Source organism: Methanothermobacter tenebrarum (assembly GCF_023167465.1).
Lineage (GTDB): Archaea > Methanobacteriota > Methanobacteria > Methanobacteriales > DSM-23052 > Methanothermobacter_A > Methanothermobacter_A tenebrarum.
Genome location: NZ_AP025698.1, coordinates 57,667 through 83,790 on the forward strand (window position 1 = coordinate 57,667; position 26,124 = coordinate 83,790).

General features: G+C 42.0%; 26 protein-coding genes. 12 read left to right on the plus strand and 14 right to left on the minus strand.

Annotated features, from left to right (window positions below):
• Positions 1-70: 70 nt before the first annotated feature.
• Genes MTTB_RS00275 through MTTB_RS00290 form a run of 4 tightly spaced genes read right to left on the minus strand, consistent with a single transcriptional unit; the run spans position 71 to position 3,851 of the window.
• Complete coding sequence (locus MTTB_RS00275; RefSeq protein ID WP_248564556.1) at positions 71-1,279, minus strand: beta-alanine-activating enzyme beta-propeller domain-containing protein; 1,209 nt, start codon at positions 1,277-1,279, stop codon at positions 71-73.
• Positions 1,280-1,289: 10 nt separating this feature from the next.
• Positions 1,290-2,450, minus strand: coding sequence for an ABC transporter permease (locus MTTB_RS00280; protein WP_248564557.1), 1,161 nt, complete (start codon positions 2,448-2,450; stop codon positions 1,290-1,292).
• Between the two features lies 1 nt (position 2,451).
• Complete coding sequence (locus MTTB_RS00285) at positions 2,452-3,471, minus strand: ATP-binding cassette domain-containing protein (protein ID WP_248564558.1); 1,020 nt, start codon at positions 3,469-3,471, stop codon at positions 2,452-2,454.
• Positions 3,468-3,851 (minus strand): PadR family transcriptional regulator, encoded by a 384-nt coding sequence (locus MTTB_RS00290; RefSeq protein WP_248564559.1) that lies wholly within the window; start codon positions 3,849-3,851, stop codon positions 3,468-3,470. Before MTTB_RS00290 ends, MTTB_RS00285 begins: the two co-directional genes overlap by 4 nt.
• A gap of 99 nt (positions 3,852-3,950) precedes the next feature.
• Here MTTB_RS00290 and MTTB_RS00295 point away from each other — a divergent pair, with 99 nt between their 5' ends.
• Positions 3,951-4,706, plus strand: a complete 756-nt coding sequence (locus MTTB_RS00295) for a sugar phosphate isomerase/epimerase family protein (RefSeq protein ID WP_248564560.1) — start codon at positions 3,951-3,953, stop codon at positions 4,704-4,706.
• Positions 4,707-4,856: 150 nt separating this feature from the next.
• Here the strand turns inward: MTTB_RS00295 and MTTB_RS00300 are convergent, their stop codons facing one another.
• The 3 genes from MTTB_RS00300 to ala all read right to left on the minus strand — a co-directional run bounded on the left by MTTB_RS00300 (position 4,857) and on the right by ala (position 7,908).
• Positions 4,857-5,651: an HAD-IC family P-type ATPase gene (locus tag MTTB_RS00300; RefSeq protein ID WP_248565329.1), complete on the minus strand. Its 795-nt coding sequence runs from the start codon at positions 5,649-5,651 to the stop codon at positions 4,857-4,859.
• Between the two features lie 34 nt (positions 5,652-5,685).
• Positions 5,686-6,315 (minus strand): LysE family transporter, encoded by a 630-nt coding sequence (locus tag MTTB_RS00305; RefSeq protein WP_248564561.1) that lies wholly within the window; start codon positions 6,313-6,315, stop codon positions 5,686-5,688.
• Positions 6,316-6,921: 606 nt separating this feature from the next.
• A complete protein-coding gene (gene ala, locus MTTB_RS00310; RefSeq protein ID WP_248564562.1) occupies positions 6,922-7,908 on the minus strand; it encodes an alanine dehydrogenase in 987 nt (328 codons plus the stop codon).
• 65 nt (positions 7,909-7,973) lie between these two features.
• On the opposite strand from ala, the gene gatA reads away from it, so the two are divergent.
• The 5 genes from gatA (at position 7,974) to MTTB_RS00335 (ending at position 15,051) form a co-directional block, all read left to right on the plus strand.
• Entirely contained in the window at positions 7,974-9,353 is a 1,380-nt protein-coding gene (gatA, locus tag MTTB_RS00315) for an Asp-tRNA(Asn)/Glu-tRNA(Gln) amidotransferase subunit GatA (RefSeq protein WP_248564563.1), read from the plus strand.
• Complete coding sequence (locus tag MTTB_RS00320) at positions 9,350-10,858, plus strand: nucleotide-binding protein (RefSeq protein WP_248564564.1); 1,509 nt, start codon at positions 9,350-9,352, stop codon at positions 10,856-10,858. The genes gatA and MTTB_RS00320 overlap by 4 nt, the downstream gene beginning before the upstream one ends.
• Positions 10,859-12,814: 1,956 nt before the next feature.
• Positions 12,815-13,057, plus strand: coding sequence for a hypothetical protein (locus MTTB_RS00325; protein WP_248564565.1), 243 nt, complete (start codon positions 12,815-12,817; stop codon positions 13,055-13,057).
• Between the two features lie 1,343 nt (positions 13,058-14,400).
• Positions 14,401-14,775, plus strand: coding sequence for a peptide-methionine (R)-S-oxide reductase MsrB (gene msrB / locus MTTB_RS00330; protein WP_248564566.1), 375 nt, complete (start codon positions 14,401-14,403; stop codon positions 14,773-14,775).
• Positions 14,776-14,850: 75 nt separating this feature from the next.
• Entirely contained in the window at positions 14,851-15,051 is a 201-nt protein-coding gene (locus MTTB_RS00335) for a hypothetical protein (RefSeq protein ID WP_248564567.1), read from the plus strand.
• On the opposite strand, the gene MTTB_RS00340 is transcribed toward MTTB_RS00335, so the two are convergent.
• On the minus strand, positions 15,048-15,386 hold the full coding sequence (locus tag MTTB_RS00340) for a hypothetical protein (RefSeq protein WP_248564568.1): 339 nt from the start codon (positions 15,384-15,386) through the stop codon (positions 15,048-15,050). The two genes, MTTB_RS00335 and MTTB_RS00340, sit on opposite strands and share 4 nt — an antisense overlap.
• A 193-nt stretch (positions 15,387-15,579) precedes the next feature.
• Positions 15,580-16,032, minus strand: a complete 453-nt coding sequence (locus tag MTTB_RS00345) for a DUF308 domain-containing protein (protein WP_248564569.1) — start codon at positions 16,030-16,032, stop codon at positions 15,580-15,582.
• 248 nt (positions 16,033-16,280) lie between these two features.
• Here MTTB_RS00345 and MTTB_RS00350 point away from each other — a divergent pair, with 248 nt between their 5' ends.
• The 4 genes from MTTB_RS00350 (at position 16,281) to MTTB_RS00360 (ending at position 18,249) form a co-directional block, all read left to right on the plus strand.
• The gene (locus MTTB_RS00350) at positions 16,281-16,607 is read left to right on the plus strand and encodes a YbjQ family protein (protein ID WP_248564570.1); all 327 of its coding nucleotides are present in this window, start codon (positions 16,281-16,283) and stop codon (positions 16,605-16,607) included.
• 15 nt (positions 16,608-16,622) lie between these two features.
• Entirely contained in the window at positions 16,623-17,450 is an 828-nt protein-coding gene (locus tag MTTB_RS00355; RefSeq protein ID WP_248564571.1) for a YbjQ family protein, read from the plus strand.
• Between the two features lie 218 nt (positions 17,451-17,668).
• On the plus strand, positions 17,669-17,794 hold the full coding sequence (locus MTTB_RS08315; protein WP_282570359.1) for a hypothetical protein: 126 nt from the start codon (positions 17,669-17,671) through the stop codon (positions 17,792-17,794).
• Positions 17,795-18,084: 290 nt separating this feature from the next.
• Positions 18,085-18,249 carry a hypothetical protein gene (locus MTTB_RS00360; RefSeq protein ID WP_248564572.1) on the plus strand — a complete coding sequence of 55 codons (165 nt, stop codon included), beginning with the start codon at positions 18,085-18,087 and terminating at the stop codon, positions 18,247-18,249.
• Between the two features lie 621 nt (positions 18,250-18,870).
• On the opposite strand, the gene ribB is transcribed toward MTTB_RS00360, so the two are convergent.
• The 4 genes from ribB to sepS are packed head-to-tail and all read right to left on the minus strand — an operon-like array spanning position 18,871 to position 22,161.
• Positions 18,871-19,551 carry a 3,4-dihydroxy-2-butanone-4-phosphate synthase gene (ribB, locus tag MTTB_RS00365; RefSeq protein WP_248564573.1) on the minus strand — a complete coding sequence of 227 codons (681 nt, stop codon included), beginning with the start codon at positions 19,549-19,551 and terminating at the stop codon, positions 18,871-18,873.
• Positions 19,552-19,559: 8 nt separating this feature from the next.
• A complete protein-coding gene (locus MTTB_RS00370) occupies positions 19,560-19,955 on the minus strand; it encodes a CTP-dependent riboflavin kinase (RefSeq protein ID WP_248564574.1) in 396 nt (131 codons plus the stop codon).
• Positions 19,952-20,566 carry an endonuclease V gene (locus MTTB_RS00375; RefSeq protein WP_248564575.1) on the minus strand — a complete coding sequence of 205 codons (615 nt, stop codon included), beginning with the start codon at positions 20,564-20,566 and terminating at the stop codon, positions 19,952-19,954. Before MTTB_RS00375 ends, MTTB_RS00370 begins: the two co-directional genes overlap by 4 nt.
• Positions 20,566-22,161 (minus strand): O-phosphoserine--tRNA ligase, encoded by a 1,596-nt coding sequence (gene sepS / locus MTTB_RS00380; protein WP_248564576.1) that lies wholly within the window; start codon positions 22,159-22,161, stop codon positions 20,566-20,568. Before sepS ends, MTTB_RS00375 begins: the two co-directional genes overlap by 1 nt.
• An 80-nt stretch (positions 22,162-22,241) precedes the next feature.
• On the opposite strand from sepS, the gene tfrA reads away from it, so the two are divergent.
• Positions 22,242-23,891 carry a fumarate reductase (CoM/CoB) subunit TfrA gene (gene tfrA / locus MTTB_RS00385; RefSeq protein ID WP_248564577.1) on the plus strand — a complete coding sequence of 550 codons (1,650 nt, stop codon included), beginning with the start codon at positions 22,242-22,244 and terminating at the stop codon, positions 23,889-23,891.
• A 2-nt stretch (positions 23,892-23,893) separates the two neighbouring features.
• Here tfrA and MTTB_RS00390 read toward each other — a convergent pair whose 3' ends face one another.
• Complete coding sequence (locus MTTB_RS00390) at positions 23,894-25,189, minus strand: amidohydrolase family protein (RefSeq protein WP_282570360.1); 1,296 nt, start codon at positions 25,187-25,189, stop codon at positions 23,894-23,896.
• A gap of 67 nt (positions 25,190-25,256) precedes the next feature.
• Here MTTB_RS00390 and hisG point away from each other — a divergent pair, with 67 nt between their 5' ends.
• Entirely contained in the window at positions 25,257-26,120 is an 864-nt protein-coding gene (gene hisG, locus MTTB_RS00395; RefSeq protein ID WP_248564578.1) for an ATP phosphoribosyltransferase, read from the plus strand.
• The last annotated feature ends 4 nt before the right edge of the window (positions 26,121-26,124 follow it).

Sequence of the window (26,124 nt, forward strand, 5' to 3'; positions counted from 1 at the left end):
GGGGATTGCTCCATCCCACTTTACATTTTTTTAATCCCCGACCATGCTCATCCCTAGAGGATCCTATAGATCATCTGCTCATTAATATTCTTATACCCACCATCACCCCGATTATGATTATGATTATCCCAAGGGTATAATATGCGAATATTGGAGTTGGACCCTCCTTTTTTTCACTATCAACAGAGTATGTGTAGCCGTTTTCTGATGCAAAGTATACTGCCTTCCCATAGGCCACTGGGGAGGATCTTATTGGTGAATTAAACAGATAATAGCCTGGTGAATATTTCCATTCCTCCTTTCCACTATATTTATTCAGAACATACAGCGTCCCATCATCCGAACCCAAGGCCACATACTCGTCAAAGAGGGCTGCTGTAGATCTTATAGGCCCTCCGGTCTGGTATGACCACTTTAATTGTCCATCCCTGGTGTCGAGGCATGTGAAGTTTCCATTATCGGCTCCTATAAAAAGGCTGTTGTCCTTTTCATCTATAGTGGGAGATGAATACACTTTATCGCCAAGGTTGTATTTCCATTCTATCGTCCCATCATCAACATTAAAGGCATAAAGGTGGCCATCATTTGATGCGACATAGACTGTCCCATTATAGAAGGCGGGGGCTGAATATATCGCGTCTCCAGTAGTGTAATTCCATATTTCCGTCCCATTTTCCGTTCCAATTGCATATAATCTTCCGTTTGTAGCTGCAACATAAAGTGTATCATTTACAAGTAAAGGCGAGGATTTTATAGAATCGCCAAGGTATAAATCCCATTTTTTGGAACCGGTTTCCAGGTCTATGGCATAAATACGGCAATCATCCGATCCAATATAAACAGTATCATTTGAAACCGCAGGGGAAGATTCTATAGAATTGCCTGTTTTAAATTTCCATTTCAGTTCACCAGTTTCTATGTCTATAGCATAAAGATACCCATCCTTTGAACCTACAAATAAAGTATTGTTCTTTATCGTGGGTGAAGACACTATACTGGCGCCGGTTTTATAATCCCAGAGGATTATACCATCCTCAAGATCTATCGCATATATTTTCCCATCCAAGGACCCGATATATCCTACCTTGTTAAATATTGCTAGTGAACCATTAACTGGTCCTATCCTTGTTGTCCATGGATGGGGTGCGAAATCACTAGGCTCCTCTAGGAAGCCTGTATGTTGGGGATTACCATGGAACATGGGCCAGTCAACAGCGGACACAGGACCGAGAATAACACATATTATTAAGAATCCCATTATTATCTTCTTGTTTTTCATGATATCACCTTCATATGTCCCTATTGAATCTTGTAACACCTAATGTGAAGAATATGAAAGTAAACGCGAGCAATATCATGATATCAGACCATATTTCAGTGATACCAGCCCCTTTTAATATCACAGCCCTTAGAGCATCATTTGCATAGGTTAAGGGGAATACATATGCTAGTTTCTGGAAAAACCATGGCATAGTTTCTATTGGGTAGAAGACCCCTGATACGAACATCATTGGCATTTGAAATGGCATCATCATCTGCATGTAATCTTCTTGGGTTTCTGCCCTTGCAGATATCATTATACCGAAGCCTACAAAACATAAAGCGGTTAATACGAGTAAAAGGACTGTTAAGAGGATGCTTCCTTTTATTGTCACACCAAAAAGTACTATGGCGACTATGAGCAGTATCAAAGCTCTTCCTGTTTCTGTTATTAACTTTGACATGATTTTTCCACCGACAACTGTCGCTATACTTGTTGGTGTCATGAAAAGTCTTGCAAGTTCTCCTGTTTCCCTTTCACCGGCGATTGAACGTCCCATACCACCCATACATGCGAACATTATCGTCATTGCTAATATACCCGGGATTAGGAAATCCATATATTTCACATCACCATATATTCTATCAACTTCAAAGTTAATGGTATTCACAATACTCTGGAACATGTTAGAAGTCCCATTTTGTGTTATAGGACCTGTTTGACCCTCTATTTGCATTTTCTGGACTCCGATTTCTCCTGAGATCCTTGCGAATAATGTTTGTGTTGCTGGTACAATTGCTTGAGTTGCGAGTTGATCCGAAGAATCAACATATAGGATAACTGTTGGGGCCTGTCTGCTTTTTAGGTTGTCATAATCGGGTGGTAGTATGATAGCGGCTTTAACTGCACCCGATTCTACCATATCCTTTGCCTGGTCAGGGTCTGATGTCACTTCCTTGACATCATATAAGCTCATATTTTTTATAGCCGCGACAGTCTGATCAGTTACAGGGCCATGGCTTTGTTCAACTATAACTATGGGGATATTTTCGAGGGATCCTCCCATCCCATAACCGAAGAAGACTATTGCGATTATTGGGAATAATAGTATGGCTATTAGTCGTGGTTTGTGCCTCCATAATTCTAGGAGGTCTTTTTTGATCATCCACATGATCTTTTTTGTTTCCATTTTATTCCACCTTCTCAGACGTTACTTTTATGAAAACATCCTCTAGGCTCGGGTCTTTCGTTGAAATAGACTTTATAATCCCGCCATTGTCTAGGATGGTCTTTATAACCGTGTTAATGTCATTTTCTGATCTCTCATCTATTCTTATCGTTATACGATTGCTATGGTGCCTCTCGATTCCCATGACCATTGGTAGTTTCTTTATTTCTGCAATAATCTTGTCTGTAAGATTAACTATGAACACGCTTATCTCTCTATACTCTCTTTCAAGGATCTCGCCCTCTTCACTTTCTTCTTCTATCTTTCTTAGTATTCTGGCCACCTTTGATTTCTTTTCTCTGATTACAGCATCTTTGAGTGCTTGGGGTGTGTCGAAGGCTGCTAACACTCCCTGGTTTATTATGCCTACATGGTCGCAGAGTAGTTCTACTTCGTACATGTCATGGGAGCAGAGTATTATAGTGTGTCCTTCATTGTTTAATTCGCCTATAAGATCCCATAGTACTCTTTTGGTTGTTGGGTCCAATCCGATGGTTGGCTCGTCCAGGAATAAGATTTCTGGTTGGTGTATTAGACTGGCTACGAGTGAGACTTTTTGTTGTTGTCCCCCTGATAGGTGTCTTACGAGTTTGTTTTCTGCGTATTTGATGTCGACCATTTCCATGAGTTCATCGATTCTTTCTTCCTTTAGTCCTGGTGACATCCCATAAAAGTCAGCGCATAACTCCACGTTTTCTCTTACTGTAAGATCCTTGTATAGGCTTACGAGTTGTGGTACCATTCCTATCTTTTGCCTTACATTGTTTGGTTCCTTGTTGATGTCGTATCCTGCAACTTTAGCCGTGCCACTTGTGGGTGGTATGAGGCATGTGAGCATTTTTATCGTGGTTGTCTTACCGGCTCCATTAGGGCCTAGGAACCCGAATATTGTCTTGTTTTCTATTTTCATGTTTAGGTTGTCTACTGCGGTGAAGTTTCCATACTTTTTAGTTAGATTGAACGTCTCTATGGCATATTTCATCTGTACACCCCTTTTTCGCCCTTAGCTGAGTCTTCCCAGAATTCTTCCCAGATCTTCATAATGTGATCCTTCATTATATGCTTGATCTTTTTGACTGTTTCTTCACCCTGGGGTGTTATCTTGTAATATTTAACCCTCTTCTCGCCTTTCAATTCCCATTCTCCTTTTATGAGTCCTCTTTTTTCAAGGTCGTGGAGTATTGGATAGATTATACTCGGACCTGGCGGTTTTATCCTGTGACCCTTTATTGAATAAAATCTGTGGAGTTTTTTCATTATCTCGTATCCGTGAGTTCTTTCTTTATTTATCATGAGTAGGATCATTGTCTTCCCGAATCCTCGCATGAAACTTTTTATTATGTGATTGTTGTAATCTTTCATAGCAAGCCACCCATTATATAGGTTTTGTGATATATCAACTTTCTGATATATATAAGTTTTATCCCCCCACACAAAAAATAAAAAGAGGAGGAATCTACCATGAAACTCGGCTTTTCTACCCTGGCACTATTCATGAAATCACTCGAAGAAATGCTAGAAATAGCATCAAAAGACGGCTTCCAACTCATCGAAGTACTCTGCGAAGGACCATACTGGCCCAGGAAATTACTAGAAGATAAACTATCCATAGAACCCCTAGAATCCTATGATGTTGAATTATTCCTCCATGCACCTACAATCGACCTTAACCCCGCCAGCATAAACAAGGGTATAAGAGAAGAAACCAAAAAACAGACAATAGAAACAATAGAACTAGCCCATAATATCGGCGCAACCACCATAACAACACACCCAGGACTCATACATAGAAAAGAAGAAAGAATAAGGAACATGGCACTAGAATTCGCAAAGGAAACACTAAAAGACTGTTCAATTTATGCAGATGATCTCGGAGTTAAACTTTCCATCGAAAACATGCCAGGCCGCTATTCTTACCTTTGCAACAATCCACGCGAACATGAAAAATTCATAAAAGCTTGTGGCTGCTCTGCCACAGTAGACATAGGACATGCCAATACAACCAAAGAACCTGAAAACTTCTTCAAAATTAAAGACATAGCATATTATCATATAAATGATAATAATGGTAAAAAGGATGAACATTTACCAGTTGGTGAAGGCAACCTTAACTTAAAACTGCTCAAAAACGTGAAAAAAGGCATAATAGAAGTTAACAATTATAAAAATGTCCTAAAAAGCAAATCAAGGATCAAAAAATTAATAAAAAGATTATAAAAAGTACCCCCTCTTGGGGTGGTTTCCCGGTTCAAGCTTGCGAGCACATGGAATATTCCAGGAGCATCATCTCCACAAGCCTTCAAGACAGTACCCCCCAACATCAATAAGTACTTCTCGCCTCTCATCCCCCCACACACGCGGAGTAAGTTAAAATTTTATATCTAAAATCTCCCTTATATTATATATAACAATATCAGCAGCTTTTAAAAGCTTCTCATGGACCTTATTATTCTGTTGTAGGGTTAACACGCCAACATCTGCCTCTTTCAGTGCTAGGATGTCATTGAGACCATCCCCAACCATCATAACCTTATCATACTTCCTCTTAAGTCTTCTTATGACAAGCGCTTTCCCTTTTGTATCCACTGTGGCGAAAACATTTGAAGTTGGTATATTAATCGTGATTGCAAGCTTTTCCAGGGCACCTTTCCTATCACCAGAAGCAACATAAATATCTATATTCCTCCTTTTAAGCTCTGATACAACATCTAAGACTTCCGGGAATAACTTACCACCAGCTGTTATAGTAAATTCAACCATTCTTTTTTCAATGTTAAGTATGAACCCTGAGCCACTACATATCTCAATATCATACCCCCTATCTAAAACAGCTCTTATAGTGTCCTGTATGTCCCTAACCTTACTAGCGTCCTCCTTTAATATATTTAAAATCTCCTCTTTAGTTATATTAACATTAGAATAGCTTATACCCAAGTCTATATTGTTCCGTGTTATGAAATCATAGATGGTCTGATCCGGCCTGGCATTAATTATACAAGATGCAGGGTCCGTCTGGAGGACCACAAGAGCCCTGTTCTTCTTATACTCAACAAGATCCAATGAACTGATAAAATCGCAAATTTTACCGGTTCTAATCTTCTTAATCGCCCTATACCTCTCAGTGAGAGTCCCAGAATTATCAAACACAATAGCTTTCTTCATCAAAAAATTATTTCTCCCTTTTATCCGAAAAATATTACGCTACTATGTGAGTTATCGAAGAAGTTAAGATAAAATATAATCCAACTACAATAAGGAAAACGCCACAAGCCAATATTATAAACTTGTAAGTACTCTTTAATACCAGTTTACCCCTAGCAGAAAAGAACGACACAATACCATACCATGCAAAATCCGAAGACCAATGCCCAATAAGAAAAGCCGCCAATCCAGCCAATCCAGCCAATTCCATACCCTTAAGCATCAATGCAGCGCCTATCGTACCCCACCATATAAAAAAATACGGATTTGAAACACTAGTCACAAGACCCTTAGATACCAGGCCAAAATCCTTAAATTCATCAGACTCTATTTTAGGGCTCGTATCCCTCATCATATTCAAACCCATGAATATCATAACAGCCCCACCTATCAAACCCACCCAAGCAGACGCCAAAGACGAGCTTATCAACCAACCAAAACCCTCCAGGATAAGTAGAACGAGCAAAACCTCCCCTACAAGATGGCCTAATACTAATAATGGACCCGCCTTAGACCCCTTCCTGAGAGAATCAGAGATTGTAACAGTTAAAAGAGGACCTGGAGCCATGGCACCTGAAAGTCCGATCATGAAGGAGGTTAAAGCGAAAAGAAGCACCTCTAGCATCTGACCACGCTAGGCGCACTCATTAAGTATCCTCATAATCTGGGTTAAATGGTAATCTATCCTCTCCATATCCTCCTTTTTAAGCACCCTTGTCCTAGTAAGGATCTTCATCCTCTCACAAACATGATCCATCCGAATTAAAAGACTACTAATATAAGATTCCATTAAAAACATCCCCTTTAACATTATAATCATATTATTTACATTTTGATATACTTTACTTTTTTGGCAAGAACACCCAAGGGGTGGAAAAACTAAACACCCCCGCCCCCATAACCTGAACTGAAATATAAACACAGGCCAATGAAAGCCCCGAGGGGGGATACCGAAGACCAAGAACCCAGCAGTCTTTCGGCGGGAAATCCCCCCTACCTTCTGTCGTTAAGAAGGCTCCATCCGTAAGGATAGAGATGAACTAGGAAAGTGGGACGGGTGAGAGCTGAAAAATTTATACCATATGGAGCTAAGAACATTATTAAAGCGAGCCCATGCCTATATGGTGGAGGAGGGGCTGCTGTGACCCAGCCCAAAATGGGAAAACTACCCACACACTCCCCCAAGCCCCCCAAAGGCTTCCGGTGGAAGCCCCATCCGATAATACGGGGGTCACTCCATGAAATTTACCTTAACTCCTATTTTTTCCTTTAAAGCCCTCTCATATATTAGCGATGCTGTTGCCATATCCTGTACCGAAAGGCCTGTTGAATCAAATACTGTTATATCATCATCTCTGATCCTTCCTAGCACTTCACCTATTATAACCTGGCCTAGGGTACCTGCTATATCATCCTTTGAGAGTATGCCCTCCCTGAGGGGTACATTTATTTCACCACTATGGGAAGCCTGTTCCCATGAATCGACGAAAACCCGCCCCTTTATGAGGATCTTAGGATCTAATTCTTGTTTGCCGGGGGCGTCAGCTCCGATTGCACATATATGCACGCCCGGGGGCGTCCACTCCAATCTTATAAGGGGTTTAGTTGAAGGAGTTGCCGTAACTATAATATCCTTGTCTTTAACAGCTTCCCTAACCGTAGTCGCTGGTATAACATCTATACCATACTTCTTTGATGCTTTCTTTGCGAATTCTTCCCTAGTTGATGGCGTGCGACAGTATACGCTAACCTCCTCAATATCCAACACGCTTTTAATGGCCATAAGCTGTGTATATGCTTGTCTACCAGCCCCTATTATCCCAACTTTTTTAGAATCTGGTCTTGCAAGATACTTTGCTGATATTCCACCAGCGGCTCCGGTTCTCATATCCGTAACCCAGGTACCATCCATTAAAGTAAGTGGAAAACCATCCTCCGGGTCAACTAATTCTATGATAGCCATTACCGTGGGTAGAGAATATTCCCTAGGATTGCTTGGATGAGAATTAACACATTTCACCCCAGCCACCCCCAAACCTTCTAAGTAGGATGGCATAATCCTAAAATCACCCCTCCTGAAGAATAGATAACTTTTCGGGGGCATTTGAACCCTACCAAGAGCATACTCCTTAAATGCTTCCTCGACAACCCCTAAGATATCATCCATGTTCACAAGATCCTTAATGTCACCTTTTTTTAACAATAGAGTTTTTTTCATATGCCCCACCATAACGGATATGTAGATAAAATCTTATATGTCACCTTTAATAAAGGGTGTTATCAATGGATATCAAGAGTAAAGTTGAAGCAATCAAGGACCATGAACTAACAGCAGAAGAAAATGTTGAAAATTTCATAGAGACCATAAAAGAAAAAAATCCTAGGATAAACGCTTTCATAGAAGTAAACAGGGAGCATGCTATTAAAAAGGCTGCTGAGATCGACTCAAGGATATCCAAGGATGAGAAAGTTGGCAGATTAGCCGGTTTAGTGATTGGTATAAAAAGCAACATTAACGTTAAAGACTTCATGGTCTCGGCAGCTTCTAAAACCCTGGAAAATTACCGTGGAAGCTATGATGCCACCGTCATAAAGAGGATAAAAAGAGAAGATGGGATAATCATCGGCATGACCAACATGGACGAATTCGCAGCCGGCAGCTCCACCGAAACATCCTATTTTGGCGTCACAGACAATCCCGCGGCAGAGGGGAGAATACCCGGAGGCTCAAGCGGGGGTAGCGCAGCTGCAATAGCAGCTGGCATGTGCGACCTAACCCTAGGATCAGACACCGGAGGATCCATAAGAAACCCCGCATCACACTGTGGCGTCTACGGATTCAAACCAACCTATGGTCTCGTATCCCGACAAGGCCTACTCGACCTTGCCATGAGCTTCGACCAGATAGGGCCACTATCAAATGACCTATATGGTATAAGCCTACTACTTGATGTTATAAGTGGCTACGATCCCAAGGATCCTACAACAATAAAAACCAGTGGAACCTCCCTAACCAGACCATCCAATAAAAAAGGGTCTGATTTAACATTTGGGATTGTAAAGGAGTTCCAAGAGGTTACAGACGATCCAATAGTAGATATAATAGAGGACACCATCAACCTACTTAGGGAAGAAGGCTATAACGTGGTTGAACTCCCCTTCAAATATATTGACCTTTGCCTGCCAACCTACTATCTTATAAACTATGTGGAATTCTTTTCAGCAACAAGAAAATATGATGGGAGAAAATACGGTTATAAGATTGAAGATGTCTGCGGCGAAGAAGTTCTAAGGAGAATACAAATCGGATCATATATAAGCCAGAAAGAATTCTCCGGCAAATATTATAGACGAGCCCTCCAAGCACGCTCCCTTATAAGAAAAGAAATAGAAAAAGTCCTCAAAAATGTGGATATCATACTAGGACCCACAGTCCCAAAACTACCACACAAGATTGGAACAACCCTCAAACCAATGGAAATGTACTCCTACGACATTTTAACCGTCATAGCTAACCTAGCAGGCATACCAGCTGCTAGCATGAAAATAGGTAAAGTTAAAGGGATCCCCATAGGTTTACAATTACAAGCCAAACCACTGGAAGACTGGAAGATCATGAAAGCCATGCTAGAGATTGAATCAATACTCAAAGGACGAGGATGATGAGGATAGGATTAGCATACTTGAAAGGTTCAGTACCAGCATTTGAAGATTTCGGCAACCTACCAACTGACATCGTCAAAGAAAACGGCCTAGTCAAAGGCGAACCAGCCCACAAAATACTAGATGGTCTGATAATCCCAGGCGGTAGCATAATAGAATCCGGTTCCATAAGCTCTGATTTTGCCCGTGAAGTCAAAAAAATCTCAAAAGACGGTTTCATAATAGGTATATGCTCAGGTTTCCAAGTGCTAGGAGACAAAACCGACATAGGTCGTAAATCGCCCTGCCCCATTGAAAAAGAGGGACTAGGACTACTAAATGTAAAATTTAAGCCCATGATCAGCAATGACAGAGTTGAAGCCCCTGTCGTAGGAGAATCATTCCTAACCAAGGGAATGATAGGCACCATTATAAGAGGATTCCACTGTCACACATACGGATCCATAGAAAGCGAAGAAAAACCAATATTCTATTCTAGAATAAAAAGGAGCGACTATAAGAACAGGCCACGCGAAATCCTCGCAGGAGTCTGTAATGATGAAGGCAACGTTGTCGGCACTCTAATTCACGCCTGCCTCGACTACAATCCTAAACTCGTCAACAATGTCTTAGAATTCTTAGATGCAAATGAAAAAGACAAAAAAAGGATAAAAGAACTTAACAGGACCCTTGTTAGGAAAATAAAATCCGAATTAGCCATTAACACCAAAATTAAAATCCCAGATAAAAAAACATCAAGTATAGGGGATTATCCCTTAATGTTAATGATAGCAAGTACAGGATCCGGTTCAGGTAAAACCTTCATATCAACCGGCCTAGCAGGCGCACTAAGGAAAAAAGGAATTAAAGTTGGCATCCTAAAAGTAGGACCAGACATCAGAGACATCGTACCCCCACTATATCTAATCAAAGAAAAAATGGAAGAATATTCATCAATAAAAATAGCCGACCTAGGTTGGATGGACCTTAAAGAAGTTATCGAAAAACTAAAAAATTCCCCCTATGAAATAGTAATCGTGGAAGGAGTCATGAGCAGTATAACAGGACTCCTTAATGATAAAATACCCTACTCATCTACAGAAATCGCCCTCGCCGGGAATATACCAGTCATCTTAGTCGCAAACTGCAGCAAAGGGGGTATAGAATCTGCAGCGGTCAACGTAGTGGCACATGGAAATCTAATGAAAAATCTGGGCGTTAAAATAGGGGGAGTCATCCTGAATCGTGTCTATGATGAATTAATCTTCAACAAAGTTGCAAATTTCATCAAAAATACTCTAAATTGCGAATTCATTGGACAGATCCCAAAAATTGACATTAAAAAAAGAGGAGGAACCCCTGAAATAGAAATCAAACTTGAAGATTTTTGTATCACAGCCTTAAAAACCGTCGAAGAAAACCTTAACTTATCCCAGATACTTTCAATCGCCCGTAAACCATCCTTCAAAGGATATACACCAATAAAAACCATAAAAGAAAAATTTAACCTGCCCAAATTTAAATAAAAAACACAATAATATTAACCCCAACAACAAAAAAAGAAACAATAAAAGATCCACTACTCCAAGAACATTACCAAAACCACCCCCCAAAAAATATAGAACCATCAGCTAACATCCAATAAAAAAGAAATTTAATATATCATCAAGAATCCTAAAAGAACAGAAGAATAAGAAAAAATGTAAAGGGTATTTTGCCAAAACTTGTACAGAAAGCTACAAAAGACTAACAGAACCAAAAGACATCAGTTAGTCAAGTCAAGTTTTCCACTTCCTATGAATCTCTCAATATTCAACTTTTCATCTTCCATGGCATAAGGGACAGTATCCAAGATTTTAAGGACAAAAAAGCCTCTTTTTCATGCTTATTACTTGAATCATAGAATTTATTCCAACTACTGGCCCTTTTTATGCCACCTCCTTTAATTTTTGGTTTAAAACACCTTAATTGCTTTTTGAAGAAGCCCTAAAATCGCTTTCAGATGAAGTTCGAAAAATTCTTAGACCTCTAAAGGTTGAAAAAAACCTTAGTAAACAGTCCTGGAGAGACAAAGTTCAAGGATAGCAGACAACAATTTTAGTATTCTCTTGCACGTTTTAATTTCCTATTTTTTAATTTGAACTTTTATGGTTTGTTTTTAATTGTTTTAGGGGGTTTTCATTTGGTCGTCTATCCCCATCAAAATCCGACCGAAGATTTTAATAACAATAAGTTACTTTAACCCCTTTTAGCCTATAACCAACCCATGAAAACCTAATAACCACCTACCCCACCAAAATCATCTAAAAACTACTTTAGATTATTTTAAATAAAGGATAAAAGACACCAGCAACCCCAAAAAAAGGAGGAGAACCCGGGAAAACACCATGATAACATTTGATCCCGAATATATACAATCTTATAATCTATACAGGCTCATACAACCTCATCCAAAAAACCCATTTCTCACACACTTTCAGCCCGTTACCTTCCTGAATAGGCTAAATTTGGCAAAAAACATAAAAAAACAGAAAGGGGGCCCACAAGGGCAAGGTGATCATTCAGACCACATCATCTTATCTAACGCTATCTAAAACCGAATCACACAGGAAAGAAAAAAAGGGCTTCTCAGCCCTTCCCAGGAATCAGAAAAAATTATACGAGTCCTGGTAAGGCCAAAGAAAGCTTTAATCCGTGGTCTCAAAGGAGAAACTCGTTCTTCAAGATCATGATCAGAGTAAAAAAAGGCAGGAGAAGCACTCCCAAGAATTGGGAATATTTTAGGGCTCCTGGTAAAGGCTAAAAAGGCTCCTTTTTCCTGGTGTCGGAGGAAACAACGTTTCTCACATGTATCATGATCAGAATAGAAAAAGGGCTTCTCAGCATTTACCAGTAACCAGAAAATATTATATGAGTCCTGGGAATGCTAAAGAAAGCTTTAATTCTTGGCCTCAAAGGAGAAACCTGCTTTTCTCCCCGGATCATGATTCCCTGAAAAGAGGGCTCCTCTCAAGGATCCAGCTGAAGAAGAGAAAAACAGGCAAAAAAACACACCACACAAAATAATAAAAGATCCCATCAAGGAAATGACAAGACAAAACCTGAGACCATCATAATATTAAAAGCATCTTTAGAAAACAAGAGAAGATTATGAGATCATGAAGGGGCCCGGCATATACCATTAAGAAAAGGGACAAAATCCACACGCCCCAGGCAATGGAGGGTATCTTCACGGCCCGAAGCCGCCGCCAGCCGGATTCTATCAATCCCCGCATATAGTCGGATGCTTTTGGCTATTGACCTTTAACCTTTAGTAAAATTTTTATACTTTTTAGGCTTATACTCTTAATTGGGGGCTTTGTGGTGGAGAAGGTGGACAACTGGCCCTGGCCCTATAAACTGATTCTATCAACTCCCTGGATATATTCGGGCCACCACTCCACCCCATAGGATCATATAAACAGAGGAGTGATATCATAGATTTGGATGATCTTGGACAAGTAGAAGAAAAACTAAACGAATATAAGGAGAAATTCTTTTTAGTGAAAGATGATGATGTCCGCAACAGCATGCACCTCCTTGAGATGATAAGAGAGTACAAGCATCCAATACCACCAGTAGAAGCCGAGCAGTTCCTACTCGCCCTTTTAAGCCTCCTCGTCTTCCACAGGACAGCCAACTGGTCCCACAGAAGGTATAAATACTATAAGGAGAAGGGGCGTTGATGACCAGGTTGTTCTCATGGTAACCGCCAGTCTTCTCATACTCTACAGACAGAACGCACCTCTGCAATTGAAGTTTAGGGAGGAGGTGATGAGAAGACAATAAACAGAAATATGAATGTATGTAAGAAGGTGAAAAGAAGATAAAAAGAGAAAACCCACAAGCGGTGACATGAAACCCCTGGAAACGGAAAATTAACACTCTTTCACATACAAGGAGAAGCGAAAGAGAAGATGAAAACAAGAGAAGCCCTAAAAGGCCCTTATGAGATTCAGGCCAGTCCGTGTATTTTCGCTTTTCTGGGGCCATTCCTCGGCCTTTTCTGTTGTTTCTGGGGCCTTTTCTCTTTTTTCTTCATTGGCCGGTTCTGGTAGGGGCTCCTGTGGCTTGCTATCTTGTAGAGTTCGGTGTCGTTGTATGATAGTCGGATGTAGTTCGCCTGGTTAAAATCAGGCTAAAATGGGATTGAAATTTTCCTATGCTTATCACAAACGTTTATTTTGAGCTATCTTCGCTACGTAGGTATAACGAACAAAAACAGTATAAAAACCACACACAGGAAGATCATGAAAAAAGCCCTGAAAAAGGATACCATGAATGATCCTAAAAGATCCCACCAACTAAACACGATAGGATGAAGAGTATCATGATAATCAACCCCATCTGATAGCATAGGACAATCAGCAGGCGACAGCCATACCATCCCCCAAACTGGGATAAAAACAGTGGTTGGGGAGCCCCCCACGGCAATGGGGGTGATGGTCAACGGCCCAGGCTGGCTGGCGGCTGACTTTTATCGATCCGCGCATATACTTGGCGTCTAATGGTTTTTAGTTGGTCTTGGGGGATGTTTTTAAGGCTTGAAGGGTGAGGTGTTACATAAGATAGTTTTTCTATTTGTCCATCGGATGATCAGGGGCTATAATTCCATAGTATGAAAAATATAATATCCCTGGTGTGTTTATTGCATTCAAGTGATGAGAAGGAGATTATAGAATTTTTAGACTATTTTTGAAGTGTAAACTGTTTGCTCGTTGAAGACGAATATGCAGGTTGACCTAATTTGAGGGTGTGTAGTTAATCTCGCCAAGCACCGTTGAACTTGCCTGAAGAGCTCGCGGCTCTGATCTCTTAATCCATAATTTATTTATATGGTTACAGGTCCCAGTTTTACCTGGAAGGGATAGGGCAGTTAAGTTTTAACTGCCATCAACCCACAGGCACTGCTTATTAAATTATATATTTTGAGAGCCCAAATTAATATATGCAAGAAAAAAATTCCGATATTCTTTGCAGCCAGGAACAGTGTTGAGATGTTTGAAAGGATTGAACTCTCAGTGGATGAATGGCGTCAGATCCTCACCCTGAAGCCTTCCGTGTTGCAAGGTGCGGTGGCACAGAACCACCATTCACAGGTGAGTACCCTGACTTCTATGTTGATGGTATCTACAGGTGCATATGCTGCGGCACGGACCTCTTTGACTCAGAGACCAAGTTTGATTCAGGGACCGGGTGGCCGAGTTTCTATAATGTGATATCCTGCCACAATGTTGAACTCGGGAAGGACCTCAGCCTCGGGATGGTGCGCTGCGAGGTCCTCTGTGCCAGGTGCGGTGCTCACCTTGGACACGTCTTTGATGACGGACCTGAACCCACAGGGAAAAGGTACTGCATGAACTCCGCGGCCCTGAAGTTCATTCCAAGAAACAAGGTGCACTGAAAGGCCTGTTAGACAGCTTATCAGGAAAAATCCGTGATTTAAATGGGACTTGGAGAACACTTTGGAAGGTACTGGGTGGCTGGACTGGTATTCGCCATAATCACCGGAACCGTGAACACCCTGACATCAATAACCGGAAATTACAGTTCAGGATTCCGCCCTGAATGGTTTGCTGGTGTGGTTACAGGGGCCGTGGGGATACTGCTCTTTATCCTCGTACCCTGGATCTACGGCAGGCTCATAGAGGTAATCTATTTAAAACTTATAAAGGATTAGAACATTGCGGCTGCCTGATTCAGGAGTTCATTCGCCTCATTTATTTTCAGGCCTGAGTATACGAAGTGGTCATCGTCATGGTCATCATAAAACTTCATGAACTCCTCAACAGCCTCAAGATAGGTCCTTGCAGTTTTAAGGATCTTTCTATGGATACCCTCAAGTCCAAAGTCAGGTGTTTCATTCATTATATCCACATAAACCTCCCTCAGGATGCGTTCAACCTCAGCAAACTCATCCCTGATTTCCTCAGGATCCGTACCTCCCCTTATAAGAAGAAGGTTCCCCCTGAATCTGTTTACAGCATATCCTATCCTCTGGACATTCCTCTCCATCCTCTTCGAATACAAGTGAAAGCACCCCTCATTATCATATTTCCAGGATACCTATGGACAGGCCCTTCATGGATGCCATGATATCCTCATACCCCAAATAAACAGATACTCCACGAACAAGCCTTCCATTGATACCTGGAAGGGATCAGCACCTCCCGGTGAAAACCTGCCACAAAAATAAAAAGTTTATGGTTCAGTCCCTGGCCATGAACATGACTGCACCAGTGATTATAAGCCATAAACCTATAAGGGTCCCCAGAACAATCGGATTGGCAAGGAAAGTCCCTGCAATTACGTATATGAGGCCTATTACTATGGCTATAACCCCATTCCATCTGCTACTTGCGGATCCCGTGACAACAGCACCTATACCCGCAAGTATGATGAGAAGCCCCACAATCCAGACAATGAATCCGATGAGCCAGCTGAACAGGGCAGGGTTGAATATGAAGCCAAGGCCGATTATAAGGGCTATGAGGCCCAGGGCAAGCTCGAGTATACCTAAACCTGCACTTTCACCCATTTCGGCTATTCCGGCCAGCATGAGGCCGATACCAACCATGAGTACTATGAATCCACTTATCAGACTGAATGGAACAATACCGAGCAGTGGGAAAGCCAGTATTATGAGACCCAAAAGCACCATTAGCAGTGCAACAGCATTTTTCTGCAAAACCTACACCACCTTCAATTCAGATATAAAAATCAACTCCAGTATACCACCAGAAGGATCCATCCCTTTGTATCATTTACCACCCCCAGGATAAGTAAAAATATCATATCTTAGTGTATGATCATGGTAATATTTATATTTTTATCAGAAAAGATGATGAAATTCTTATATAGGGACCCGGATAAAATATAAACATTTATTCTGAGTAAAGGGAAGATCATATGCTGATACTGACAACACCAAGCATAGAGGGTAAACAGATAACCCGATACCATGGCATTGTAACCGGAGACGCCCTCATAGGTGCAAACCTCTACAAGGACATGTTCTCTGGGGTGAGGGACGTTGTGGGTGGGAAGACCTCCAGGTATGAGGAGGAGCTTGCAACCGCCAGGAGGATTGCAATGGATAGCATGGCCAGGAAGGCTGAGGAGATGGGTGCCACTGCGGTCATCGGGGCCCGCGTGACCTATCATAACCTTGGGGGTACCATGGGGAACACTATACTTGTAACCATCACAGGGACGGCGGTTTCCCACAGGGATTGATGCAAGGGTGGCTCAATGGTCAGTTTAGGGGTTTTGATTGAAAAGAGATGGGGGCCTGCAGCTGTTATCCTCGGATTTCTTGCAGGTTTCATCTCAGCCTACCTCTGCATCATCTGGGGCCTTGTTATCTTTGGATTCAACATCATGTACATCATATCCCCACTTCTTGCAGGGTTCATCGAAACCATGATAGCCCGGGAAAGGTATGGGAAAAGTACCGGGGCGATAAGCGCACTTCTAACCTTCATCATCATCAACCTGTATGGATGGTTCATCCCGGCCACACGCATTGACCCCACAAAGGAACCCGTTACACTGTGTCTGATCACATTAATCGCCATAGTACTGACTCTGCAGGCAGCATTCCCCACACTGGTAAATTACATTCTCATCGTGACCCTTAAAGGTAGCATATACGGGTTCATACAATTTTTAGGAAGGCTTGGGTTGATTAAGGCTCCTGAAACAGGTTACCATCGCGTTACTGAGAGTCTAGATGATCTTCAGATGGAAATGCCCCTGGTATCTGTTCCGGGTGTGAACGGGAACAGAATAAAGAGTTATATGGGTCTTGTCGCCGATGAAGCCGTGGCTGAAGAGGTTAGGTATAAGGGAAGGTTCGCAAACCTCATTAGGATCATTGAACCGCCCTCCCCACACAGGTACAAACTGGCGGAAGCACGTGGAGATGCCGTCTCTGTGATGCTTGATAGGGCTGCATCAATGGGCGCCAATGCCGTTGTTGAAGTGATAATCGACTATGTCTCTGTTGGTGGACTGCAAGGGGGTGCTGTTATAGTGACTGCCACCGGAACTGCAGTCGTAGTTCATGAGGATGTATAAATTTACAGAAAAAGATCTTCGTTATAGTTCAGTAGCAAAAAAATCTAAGATGAACTCCATCTAAACTCCATTGTAATCCCCCACTTTAATCCAAACAACATATGTTGGGATAAAAAACTATAACCGCCTGACAATCACCATACTTTGCCATCATATTGGCTTCCAACCATAACTGGACTATAAGAAAGCATCATATGGAGAAAAAGCAAGTTAAGCTTATGGGAAAGAAAAAAGGGAAACCAAGAGAGGAGAAAACCCAGGTACCGGCTGTCTTAAAATATGAAGACATTGAAGCCCTTAAGAAACTCCAAAAACATTTTGGGGTCAGCAGATCAAGGGGGTAATCAGGATAAGAGAAAAAATGTGGGAAATAGAAGGATGATATACCCGCGGTTAGGTTGTCATATTGGTAAAATTTTGAAGAAAAAGTATTTAAGATAAAATGTAAATACCTAAATATAGAAGTTGAAAAGGGGAGTGAAAAGGGTTGAAATCCCCCTTCCCTCTCCTCACTTGCTCAAAGAAACCTTAACATATAAAGTTTTTGATTTTCCTTTTTTGGCTGGTTAGAGAATGGAAGGAGTGGCTCATCACTCTCCTTTTCCAAAAAAAAAAACGTATGGAGATGATGGGGTTGGGATTCGCCACAAACGTGCTAGCAGGAGCAGTATGCGTATTACTCGCGGCTATCATGTTCTATGCTGGCATGCTCTACCATGATATCATGTCTTACCCACCATGGCATGACCAGGGTAATCCCCTGAATCTGATAATCCAAGGACCAAACACCCGCTACTAATAATACAACAAACTCCAGCAGTTACCCCGATGTTGAATATGGCAACTATGGTCCGGCCTATCAGGGATCACCATCCCCAAACCAGCCATACCCATCAGAGGTCAGTGATCAGACCTTCTACTGTCCAGAATGCGGTGCAGAGGCCACTATACTCTCAATTGAACCCTATGGCCCAGGGCAGGGTTGCATAATCTACCTCTACTGTCCAGAATGCGGATACGAGTGGGATGAAATAATCGGCCCCGGGGGATAAAAAAAGAGAACAATAAGAGTTTTGGGACATGAAAATCATGAGAAAAACACTATAGAAGAGGTCCCCAAAGAGCCCTTCAAGGAAAAGAGTCAAGAAAGAATCGATACGAATGCGCCCTGACAAGGAAGCAGAGACCACCCCCCAATCCTATGATAAAGATAATGGTGGTGGGATCTTCAAAATTGGAAACCGATCATAGCCTATGCTGTTATAAGCATGCTTTGGGGAAGGAACCATACTCAAACGTTGCAAAGCATATGATCATCGTCCTAATAAACTTCCCATCATACACAGCACAACAAGTCAAAGAAATACCCACATTGATAATTTTTTTCGGCTGGAAAATATTCCAAATTTTAATCTCACCCTTATAGTTCAAATTTGTATTCTTTATAGGCTTTTATGAGATCAGAACCATTTAAAAAGATGAGGTCATGCTCCTTAGCATACAAACGGGCATCTTCCGTGGATAATGAATTACCTCTCCTATTATCCATCATTTCACAACATACAGCAACTCCTGTAAGGCCCGCCATCTCCATTAAGGCGATGCTCATCTCGGTATGGCCTCTCCTTCTTAGTACATGGCCATCAGCAGCCCTTAATAGGGTTACATGGCCTGGGGATCTGAAAAAGTCTCCAAATTTTTCATGTTGACCATCTTTACATAAGAGTGCGAGTTCCTTTATTGTCAAGGCCCTGTCATTGTCTGTTATCCCTGTGAATGTCTTCCTGTGATTGACTGTTATTGAAAAGGCGGATTTTTCATCATAGGGTATGTCATGTGGTGATAATCTTTTAAGTACAGGATATTTTTCACTTGAAACCTTCAGTATATCGGTCATGAATGGTATCCCAAGTTTTTCAGCGTTTTCCGCTGATACTGGGGCGCATATTAGACCCCCAGCATCGTTTCTAAGTATTCTTATATGTTCGGGTGTTACATGTTCCGCTGCTAATATCATGTCTGTTTCTCTTTCCCTGTTTGCAGCGTCAAAGACTAGTACTATTTCACCTTTCCTTAGTGACTTTAGTGCTTCTTCCATCATTGTAATCACTATATTATATTTTTTTTGCAATCGTCCAGGTATAGGGTGACGGTATCTCCATCCTCTAATTTAAGTGTTTGGCGGATATAAACTGGTGCTATGAATTCAAGTATACGCGGGGGATGATGTGTTTTAACAGGGAATACGAGGGCTCCCTTGATTTTATCATTAAGGGTGGCTCTCATATATAGTACATCTCCAAGGTCGCCTTTTCCTTCTATTTTCTTCGCACCTATTAGACACTCTTTTATAAGGGGGACGTATTCTTCCTGGATTATTATATTGAGGGTTCCCGGGTATGGTTCAAATCCCAGTTTTTCCGTGAATTGGAGGTTGTATACTTTCTTTGACATGTAATAGGCTCCTTCTCCGGATCCTGATGTTAGGGTTCCTTTGATTTTCATTTTAGTTCCTCTTTGGCTTTTTCCGTGCAGAGTATGTGGGCTTGTCTGAGGGGTTCTGGCATCTTATATATACTTGTATTTTTAACTACTTTCACGGCAGTTTTTAAACTTATTTTATGCCCGACACTTACAACAATGCCATTGACTATTTTACCCTCAACTTCTCCTTTTATCTTTAAGAGTGAGTTATCCCTTTCAGCTTCTTTTATGGGCTTTTTGGTGACGCCAATGGTGGGTTTCCCGAGGAAAACTCCAACATGACTTGCCAGTCCAAAACCTCTTGGATGTAATGTGCCGTTACCATTGACCATGAGAACATCAAAGGGATTCTCCAACCTCTTAACAACAGTTAAGATGGCATCGGCTTCTCTGAAGCCTAAAAACCCGCTCAAGTATGGGATGGGCAATTCCACCTTCTCGTATTCTTTTTCGATGACTTTTATGTTAGAGTCTGTTATCACGGCCGCCGCTATACCCTTATTATTCACTGTGAAGGAAACATCTGCACCACATACACTTCTAAAGTGTGAAATAACATCCTCCTTGATAACCTTCTTTGACCACTCACATTGTAAACGCGCCATTGTATCTATGATACGATTCCAGTACATTATTTTATCCTAGCTTTTATTGTTGAAAATGTCGGACCCCTAAGGTCTATTACCTTGTTTCTACTTGTAATATACCTCATACCAACCTTGTCTAATACTAGGTTAAGGTCAGAGAGTGAACGAGCAATAGCACTTCTAACCCTAATAGTATCTGAACCTGTTACCACCATCTCCTCAATCCTATATGCGGCTTCGGCGGCGAGAGCATCCATATAGGTTATCCCAGTATCTATACCCTTCCTCCTGGCTTCTTTTATAAGTTTTGTGTCGAGTTTCTCATCCTCCGGAACCCCTAGTATATTCCCATCATAGACGAATATCCTATTATTGGCCGCGGGACCCAACAGGCGGGTGTTCTCTTCCACTTCAACAGCCTCTACCTTAACATTCCTTCCTAGGAATTCACCATCATATACTGTGAAACTGCAAGGTGAAGGCTCGTTTCCATGTTCTCTCCACACATCTATTATCTTCTCCATGAGTCTCCGGCCATCTTCTGTTACAGGATACAAGTTTATCCTGAGCATGCTCGCAAGTTCTCTGTCAGAAAGTTCCCATTCTTTGTATATCTGGGGATAGACCATCCCCCTTATATCATCTTCTCCTGCTAGTATCATTGCAAGTCTTTCAACCCCGAGTCCAAGGTTCATCACATCCTTGTCCACACCATACTTAGAGAGTGCTATCGGAGAATATAAGCCAAATGTTGCGATTTCAACCCATTCTTTAAGCTTTGGATGGTAACCATAAACTTCTGTCTGGGTCCCGGGAATATAATACTTTGATTTCTTCTCATCAGGGAGGAACTTGAACTTAGAGAAGCCGAAATATTCCAGCAGACTCTCTGACATGGCCTTGCCAACATCTAATGTCACTTCTTCATCTACTATTACACAGGAGGCCGAATAGTATGTCATAAGATGGCTTGAATCTTCCCTCTGCTCCCTCCTGAAACACCGGTCTATTGAGAACAATTTTAATGGGAGCCTACACTTATCATGTAAATACTCTAATGTTATAAACCAACCAGATGTCATATGTGAACGTAGTGTATTCTTCGTGGGGAGGGGTTTTAGATCCCTTATCTCAGGGAAAACCTTTTCAAGGATCCTTAGACCGGTATCATCACTCACATCAAGTGCTGATGACACCTCCATCACCAGGTCATCCCCCGCGAGAACACCCTTCTTATATGATCTGAAAACCTCCTTTAGGTTGTCTATTTTCTCATCATCGATTTTAACATCCAATTTTTTGATCTCATCTATCTTTTCAACGCCCAAGCCTATATCCGGGCGGGGTAATCCTGCAAGATAAAAACACCTGTCAAGTATTGCCGGAGCCTCTGGTCCGAACTGTTTGTAGATATGCTCTTCATCAATGAATATGGGGTTGACAACCTCATCAAATCCTAATTTAAGATAAGCATCCCTTAGTCTCCATATCGTATCATAGAGTATGTGAGATCTTCCTATTTTAAACCTTAGACGGGGATATTCCATATCATGGTGGGGTTTCTTGAGTAACTTGCCGGTTTCAACCCATGCCCTTTCAAAATCCTTCCTGGCTAATTTTATTATATCCTTTCTTTTCAAATCCAACCCCCATCTTTTTTCCTAACATTTTTTCATTCTGTCTATAACACTTATAATATCTACTGGGTAAATTATAGATTATGGAAAGCGAAGTGTATCAATGCGATGTTCTCATAATAGGCTCTGGCGGTGCCGGTAGCCGAGCGGCCATAGAAGCCTCAGAGTATGATCTTGAAACCCTGATAGTATCAAAGGGCCTATCATTCAAATCAGGGTGCACTGGGATGGCCGAAGGCGGTTATAATGCAGCCTTTGGCTTCGTGGATGCTGAAGATGACCCTGAGATCCACTACCAGGATACTATGAAAGGGGGTGGATTCCTAAATGACCCCCAACTTGTAAGGATCCTAGTTAATGAAGCGCCTGACCGTCTCATAGACCTTGAAAATTACGGAGCCCTCTTCGACAGACAAGAATCCGGAGTACTTGATCAGCGACCATTCGGGGGTCAAACATATCGTAGAACATGCTATCAGGGTGACAGGACAGGCCACGAGATCATAACAGCACTAAAAGAAGAGATAACAAGGAGGGGTATAGAAACCCTAGATGAGGTTATGATAACCTCCCTAATAGTTGATGAAGATACGAAGAGCGTCCAAGGAGCTATAGGCATCTCATTAAAGGATTCGAAGCCCATATGCTTCAACGCCAAATCCACCATACTTGCAAGTGGAGGTGCCGGGCACGTCTATCCCGTCACTTCAAACACGCTACAGAAGGGTGGTGATGGTTTCAGCATAGCCTGGGAGGCCGGTGCAGAGCTCATCGACATGGAACAAGTCCAATTCCACCCCACAGGGATGGTGTGGCCAGAATCTCGCAAGGGCGTTCTCGTGACAGAGGCCGTGAGGGGTGAAGGTGGCATACTCCTAAACAAGGATGGCGAGCGCTTCATGGAAAGATATGATCCTAGATTAGAACTTGCAACAAGGGATGTTGTCTCAAGGGCTATCTACAATGAAATCATGGAAGGTCGCGGGACAGAACATGGTGGCGTCTACCTAGATGTAACCCATCTACCAGATAACCTGATCGAGGAAAAATTGGAGACAATGTTTTTACAATTCCTGGATGTGGGTGTTGACATCCGGGAAGAGCCAATGGAAGTGGCTCCAACAGCCCACCATTTCATGGGCGGTGTTAGAATAGACCCCTGGTGTCGTACAAACCTCAAAAACTTATTCGCGGCAGGGGAAGTGGCTGGTGGAGTCCATGGTGCCAACCGGTTAGGTGGGAATGCTCTAGCTGACACCCAAGTCTTCGGTAGACGGGCTGGTATTTCAGCCGCCGAAAACGCCCTTAAAAGTGATCTTAGACTTAACAGAGGCTACGTTGAAGCCGAAGAATATAGGATAAAGAACAAGGTAAGGGAAGGGGATCTAAGACCGGCAGAGATCAAAAGAAGGTTACATGATACCATGTGGGAAAACGTCGCCATTATAAGAGATGAAAAATCCCTCAAATCAGCCCTATCCACCATAAGATCACTCCAGGGAGAACTTGACAGATTAGATGCCCCAGAGGGGGGCAGATTTAACAAGTACCTCCAGGAGGCCCTAGAAGTTGAGAACATGCTTAAAACAGCGGCGCTCGTAACAAAATCCGCCATCATCCGAAAAGAAAGTAGAGGATCCCATTTTAGAAAAGACCACCCAGAGACTAGGGAAGAATGGAAAAAGAGCATCGTCTTAACTAAAAACAGAAAACCATACTTTATCAAAAGATGAAATCATGCCTTGGAGGTTAACTCCTCAGCCGCGCTCTCTGCAAGTTCGATAACATACTTCTCATCCAACGACTTTAACTTACCATTTTCCATGAGAATTTCACCATCACATAATACCGTTTCAACATCACAACCAGACGCTGCATATACAAGATGTGACACAGGGTGCCTCCAAGGAGCAAGATTACATTTCCGAGTATTTATAAGGGCCAGATCCGCTTTCTTACCCACCTCTATAGTCCCTATCTCATCAACCATCCCCAGAGCAGCCGCCCCATTTATTGTTGCCATTTCAAAAACCTTCTCAGCACCTAAACTTGTTGGATCCATACTTTTTATCTTCTGTAAAAGAGCTGCTATCTTCATCTCCTCAATCATATCCAAATTATTATTCGAAGCAGGCCCGTCAGTTCCAAGGGAAACGCAAACCCCACATTCTAGGAGTTCTTCAACAGGTGAAACTCCAGACGCCAACTTCATATTACTGGTAGGATTATGTGACAATTTAACACCCCGAGACCTTAGAATATGAATTTCAGATGATGAAAGCCACACAGCATGTGCGGCGATAACATCCTCCCCAAGAAAGCCAATATCATCAAGATAAGCGAATGGCCCCAGCCCATACTTCTCCTTCACCTGTCTAACTTCATCTTCTGTCTCAGCCACATGAATATGTATGAGGAGTCCATGCTCATCTGCAAGGCCCCTCACCTCTTCTAGGAGTTCTCTGGAACAAGTATAGGGACTATGAGGCCCCAAGGCAACTCTTATCCGCCCATCAGCTCCCCCATGACATTTCTTGATTATCCTCTTCGATTCTTTTATCTCAGCCTTCCTCTTTTCTTCATCATCAAAATCTATCATCCCATGGCTTATCACAGCACGCAGACCAGCCTCCTTCACAGCCTCAGCCACATGATCCATATAAAAGTACATGTCATTGAATGTGGTCGTCCCAGATTTTATCATCTCCACACAACCAAGAAGAGCCCCAGCATAACAATATTCACCATTAAGATGCGCTTCAAGGGGCCAAATATAATCATTGAGCCACTTTTCGAGTTTAAGATCATCGGCAACACCCCTAAAGAGTGTCATTGAAAGATGAGTATGCGTATTCACAAGCCCAGGGATTAAAAGCTTCCCCTGGGCATTGATCACCTTATCAACACCCGCCGGGCTGATACTAGAAGATACTTCAATTATCTTATCATTTTCGATCAATAAAGAACCCTTCCTTAAGCCATGAGCATCTAGAATCTGAGCATCCATTACTAGAGTATTTTTTGTCTCCACATAATCCCCCCTAATGTTAAAATTTAAATAAGTATATAATATTCTTATCCCCCCAGGGGTGATTATAGTGAAGATTAAAATGGCGATCCCATCAAAGGGCAGGATAAGCGAACCTACTATAAGATTATTGGAGAAGGCAGGTATTGGATTAAAGGATACTCTGAAAAGAAGATTATTCTCACAAACAGAACATCCAAACATCGAGATCATGTTCACCAGGGCCACTGACATACCAGAGTTCGTGGCTGATGGCGCGGCAGACCTTGGAATAACAGGCTTAGACCTTATAATGGAAAGGGGAAGCAATGTTAAAATCCTAGAAGATCTCAAATTCGGAAGGGCGAAACTTGTATTAGCAGCCCCAGAAGATTCAAATATAAAAGACCCCCAGGATATCAAAGACGGACTTATAATAGCCACGGAATTCCCCAGACTAACAAGCCAATACCTAAAAGAGAAAGGCATAAACGCTGAAATAATTGAACTCAGCGGTTCAACAGAAATAGCACCATTCATAGGAGTTGCAGATCTTATAGCGGACCTGACAAGTACCGGTACAACCCTAAAAATGAACCATCTTCGTATCGTTGACACAATACTCGAAAGTTCAGTGAAACTCATAGCAAACCATGAAAGCTACCATAAAAAGAAGAAACTCATCGAAGAAGTTAGAACAGGCATCAAAGGAGTCCTAGATGCACAGAGCAAAAAACTCGTCATGCTAAATGTCAACCAAAACCAACTAGAAGCCGTTAAAAAGGTCATACCAGGGATGACGGGCCCAACAGTATCCAAAGTCTTGTCAGATGATGGTATAGTAGCAGTGCATGCTGTAGTGGATGAAAAAGACGTTTTCAAGGTTGTCAACGAACTCAAACGCGTCGGTGCAAAGGACATCCTCGTAGTCCCCATCGAAAGAATAATACAATAGAGGT

Bases quoted from the DNA above. Each gene is read 5' to 3' on its own strand.
- MTTB_RS00275 (WP_248564556.1), bottom strand. From the start codon at position 1,279: ATGAAAAACAAGAAGATAATAATGGGATTCTTAATAATATGTGTTATT.
- MTTB_RS00280 (WP_248564557.1), bottom strand. From the start codon at position 2,450: ATGGAAACAAAAAAGATCATGTGGATGATCAAAAAAGACCTCCTAGAA.
- MTTB_RS00285 (WP_248564558.1), bottom strand. From the start codon at position 3,471: ATGAAATATGCCATAGAGACGTTCAATCTAACTAAAAAGTATGGAAAC.
- MTTB_RS00290 (WP_248564559.1), bottom strand. From the start codon at position 3,851: ATGAAAGATTACAACAATCACATAATAAAAAGTTTCATGCGAGGATTC.
- MTTB_RS00295 (WP_248564560.1), top strand. From the start codon at position 3,951: ATGAAACTCGGCTTTTCTACCCTGGCACTATTCATGAAATCACTCGAA.
- MTTB_RS00300 (WP_248565329.1), bottom strand. From the start codon at position 5,651: ATGAAGAAAGCTATTGTGTTTGATAATTCTGGGACTCTCACTGAGAGG.
- MTTB_RS00305 (WP_248564561.1), bottom strand. From the start codon at position 6,315: ATGCTAGAGGTGCTTCTTTTCGCTTTAACCTCCTTCATGATCGGACTT.
- ala (WP_248564562.1), bottom strand. From the start codon at position 7,908: ATGAAAAAAACTCTATTGTTAAAAAAAGGTGACATTAAGGATCTTGTG.
- gatA (WP_248564563.1), top strand. From the start codon at position 7,974: ATGGATATCAAGAGTAAAGTTGAAGCAATCAAGGACCATGAACTAACA.
- MTTB_RS00320 (WP_248564564.1), top strand. From the start codon at position 9,350: ATGATGAGGATAGGATTAGCATACTTGAAAGGTTCAGTACCAGCATTT.
- msrB (WP_248564566.1), top strand. From the start codon at position 14,401: ATGGCGTCAGATCCTCACCCTGAAGCCTTCCGTGTTGCAAGGTGCGGT.
- MTTB_RS00340 (WP_248564568.1), bottom strand. From the start codon at position 15,386: ATGGAGAGGAATGTCCAGAGGATAGGATATGCTGTAAACAGATTCAGG.
- MTTB_RS00345 (WP_248564569.1), bottom strand. From the start codon at position 16,032: ATGGTGCTTTTGGGTCTCATAATACTGGCTTTCCCACTGCTCGGTATT.
- MTTB_RS00350 (WP_248564570.1), top strand. From the start codon at position 16,281: ATGCTGATACTGACAACACCAAGCATAGAGGGTAAACAGATAACCCGA.
- MTTB_RS00355 (WP_248564571.1), top strand. From the start codon at position 16,623: ATGGTCAGTTTAGGGGTTTTGATTGAAAAGAGATGGGGGCCTGCAGCT.
- MTTB_RS08315 (WP_282570359.1), top strand. From the start codon at position 17,669: ATGGGAAAGAAAAAAGGGAAACCAAGAGAGGAGAAAACCCAGGTACCG.
- ribB (WP_248564573.1), bottom strand. From the start codon at position 19,551: ATGATGGAAGAAGCACTAAAGTCACTAAGGAAAGGTGAAATAGTACTA.
- MTTB_RS00370 (WP_248564574.1), bottom strand. From the start codon at position 19,955: ATGAAAATCAAAGGAACCCTAACATCAGGATCCGGAGAAGGAGCCTAT.
- MTTB_RS00375 (WP_248564575.1), bottom strand. From the start codon at position 20,566: ATGTACTGGAATCGTATCATAGATACAATGGCGCGTTTACAATGTGAG.
- tfrA (WP_248564577.1), top strand. From the start codon at position 22,242: ATGGAAAGCGAAGTGTATCAATGCGATGTTCTCATAATAGGCTCTGGC.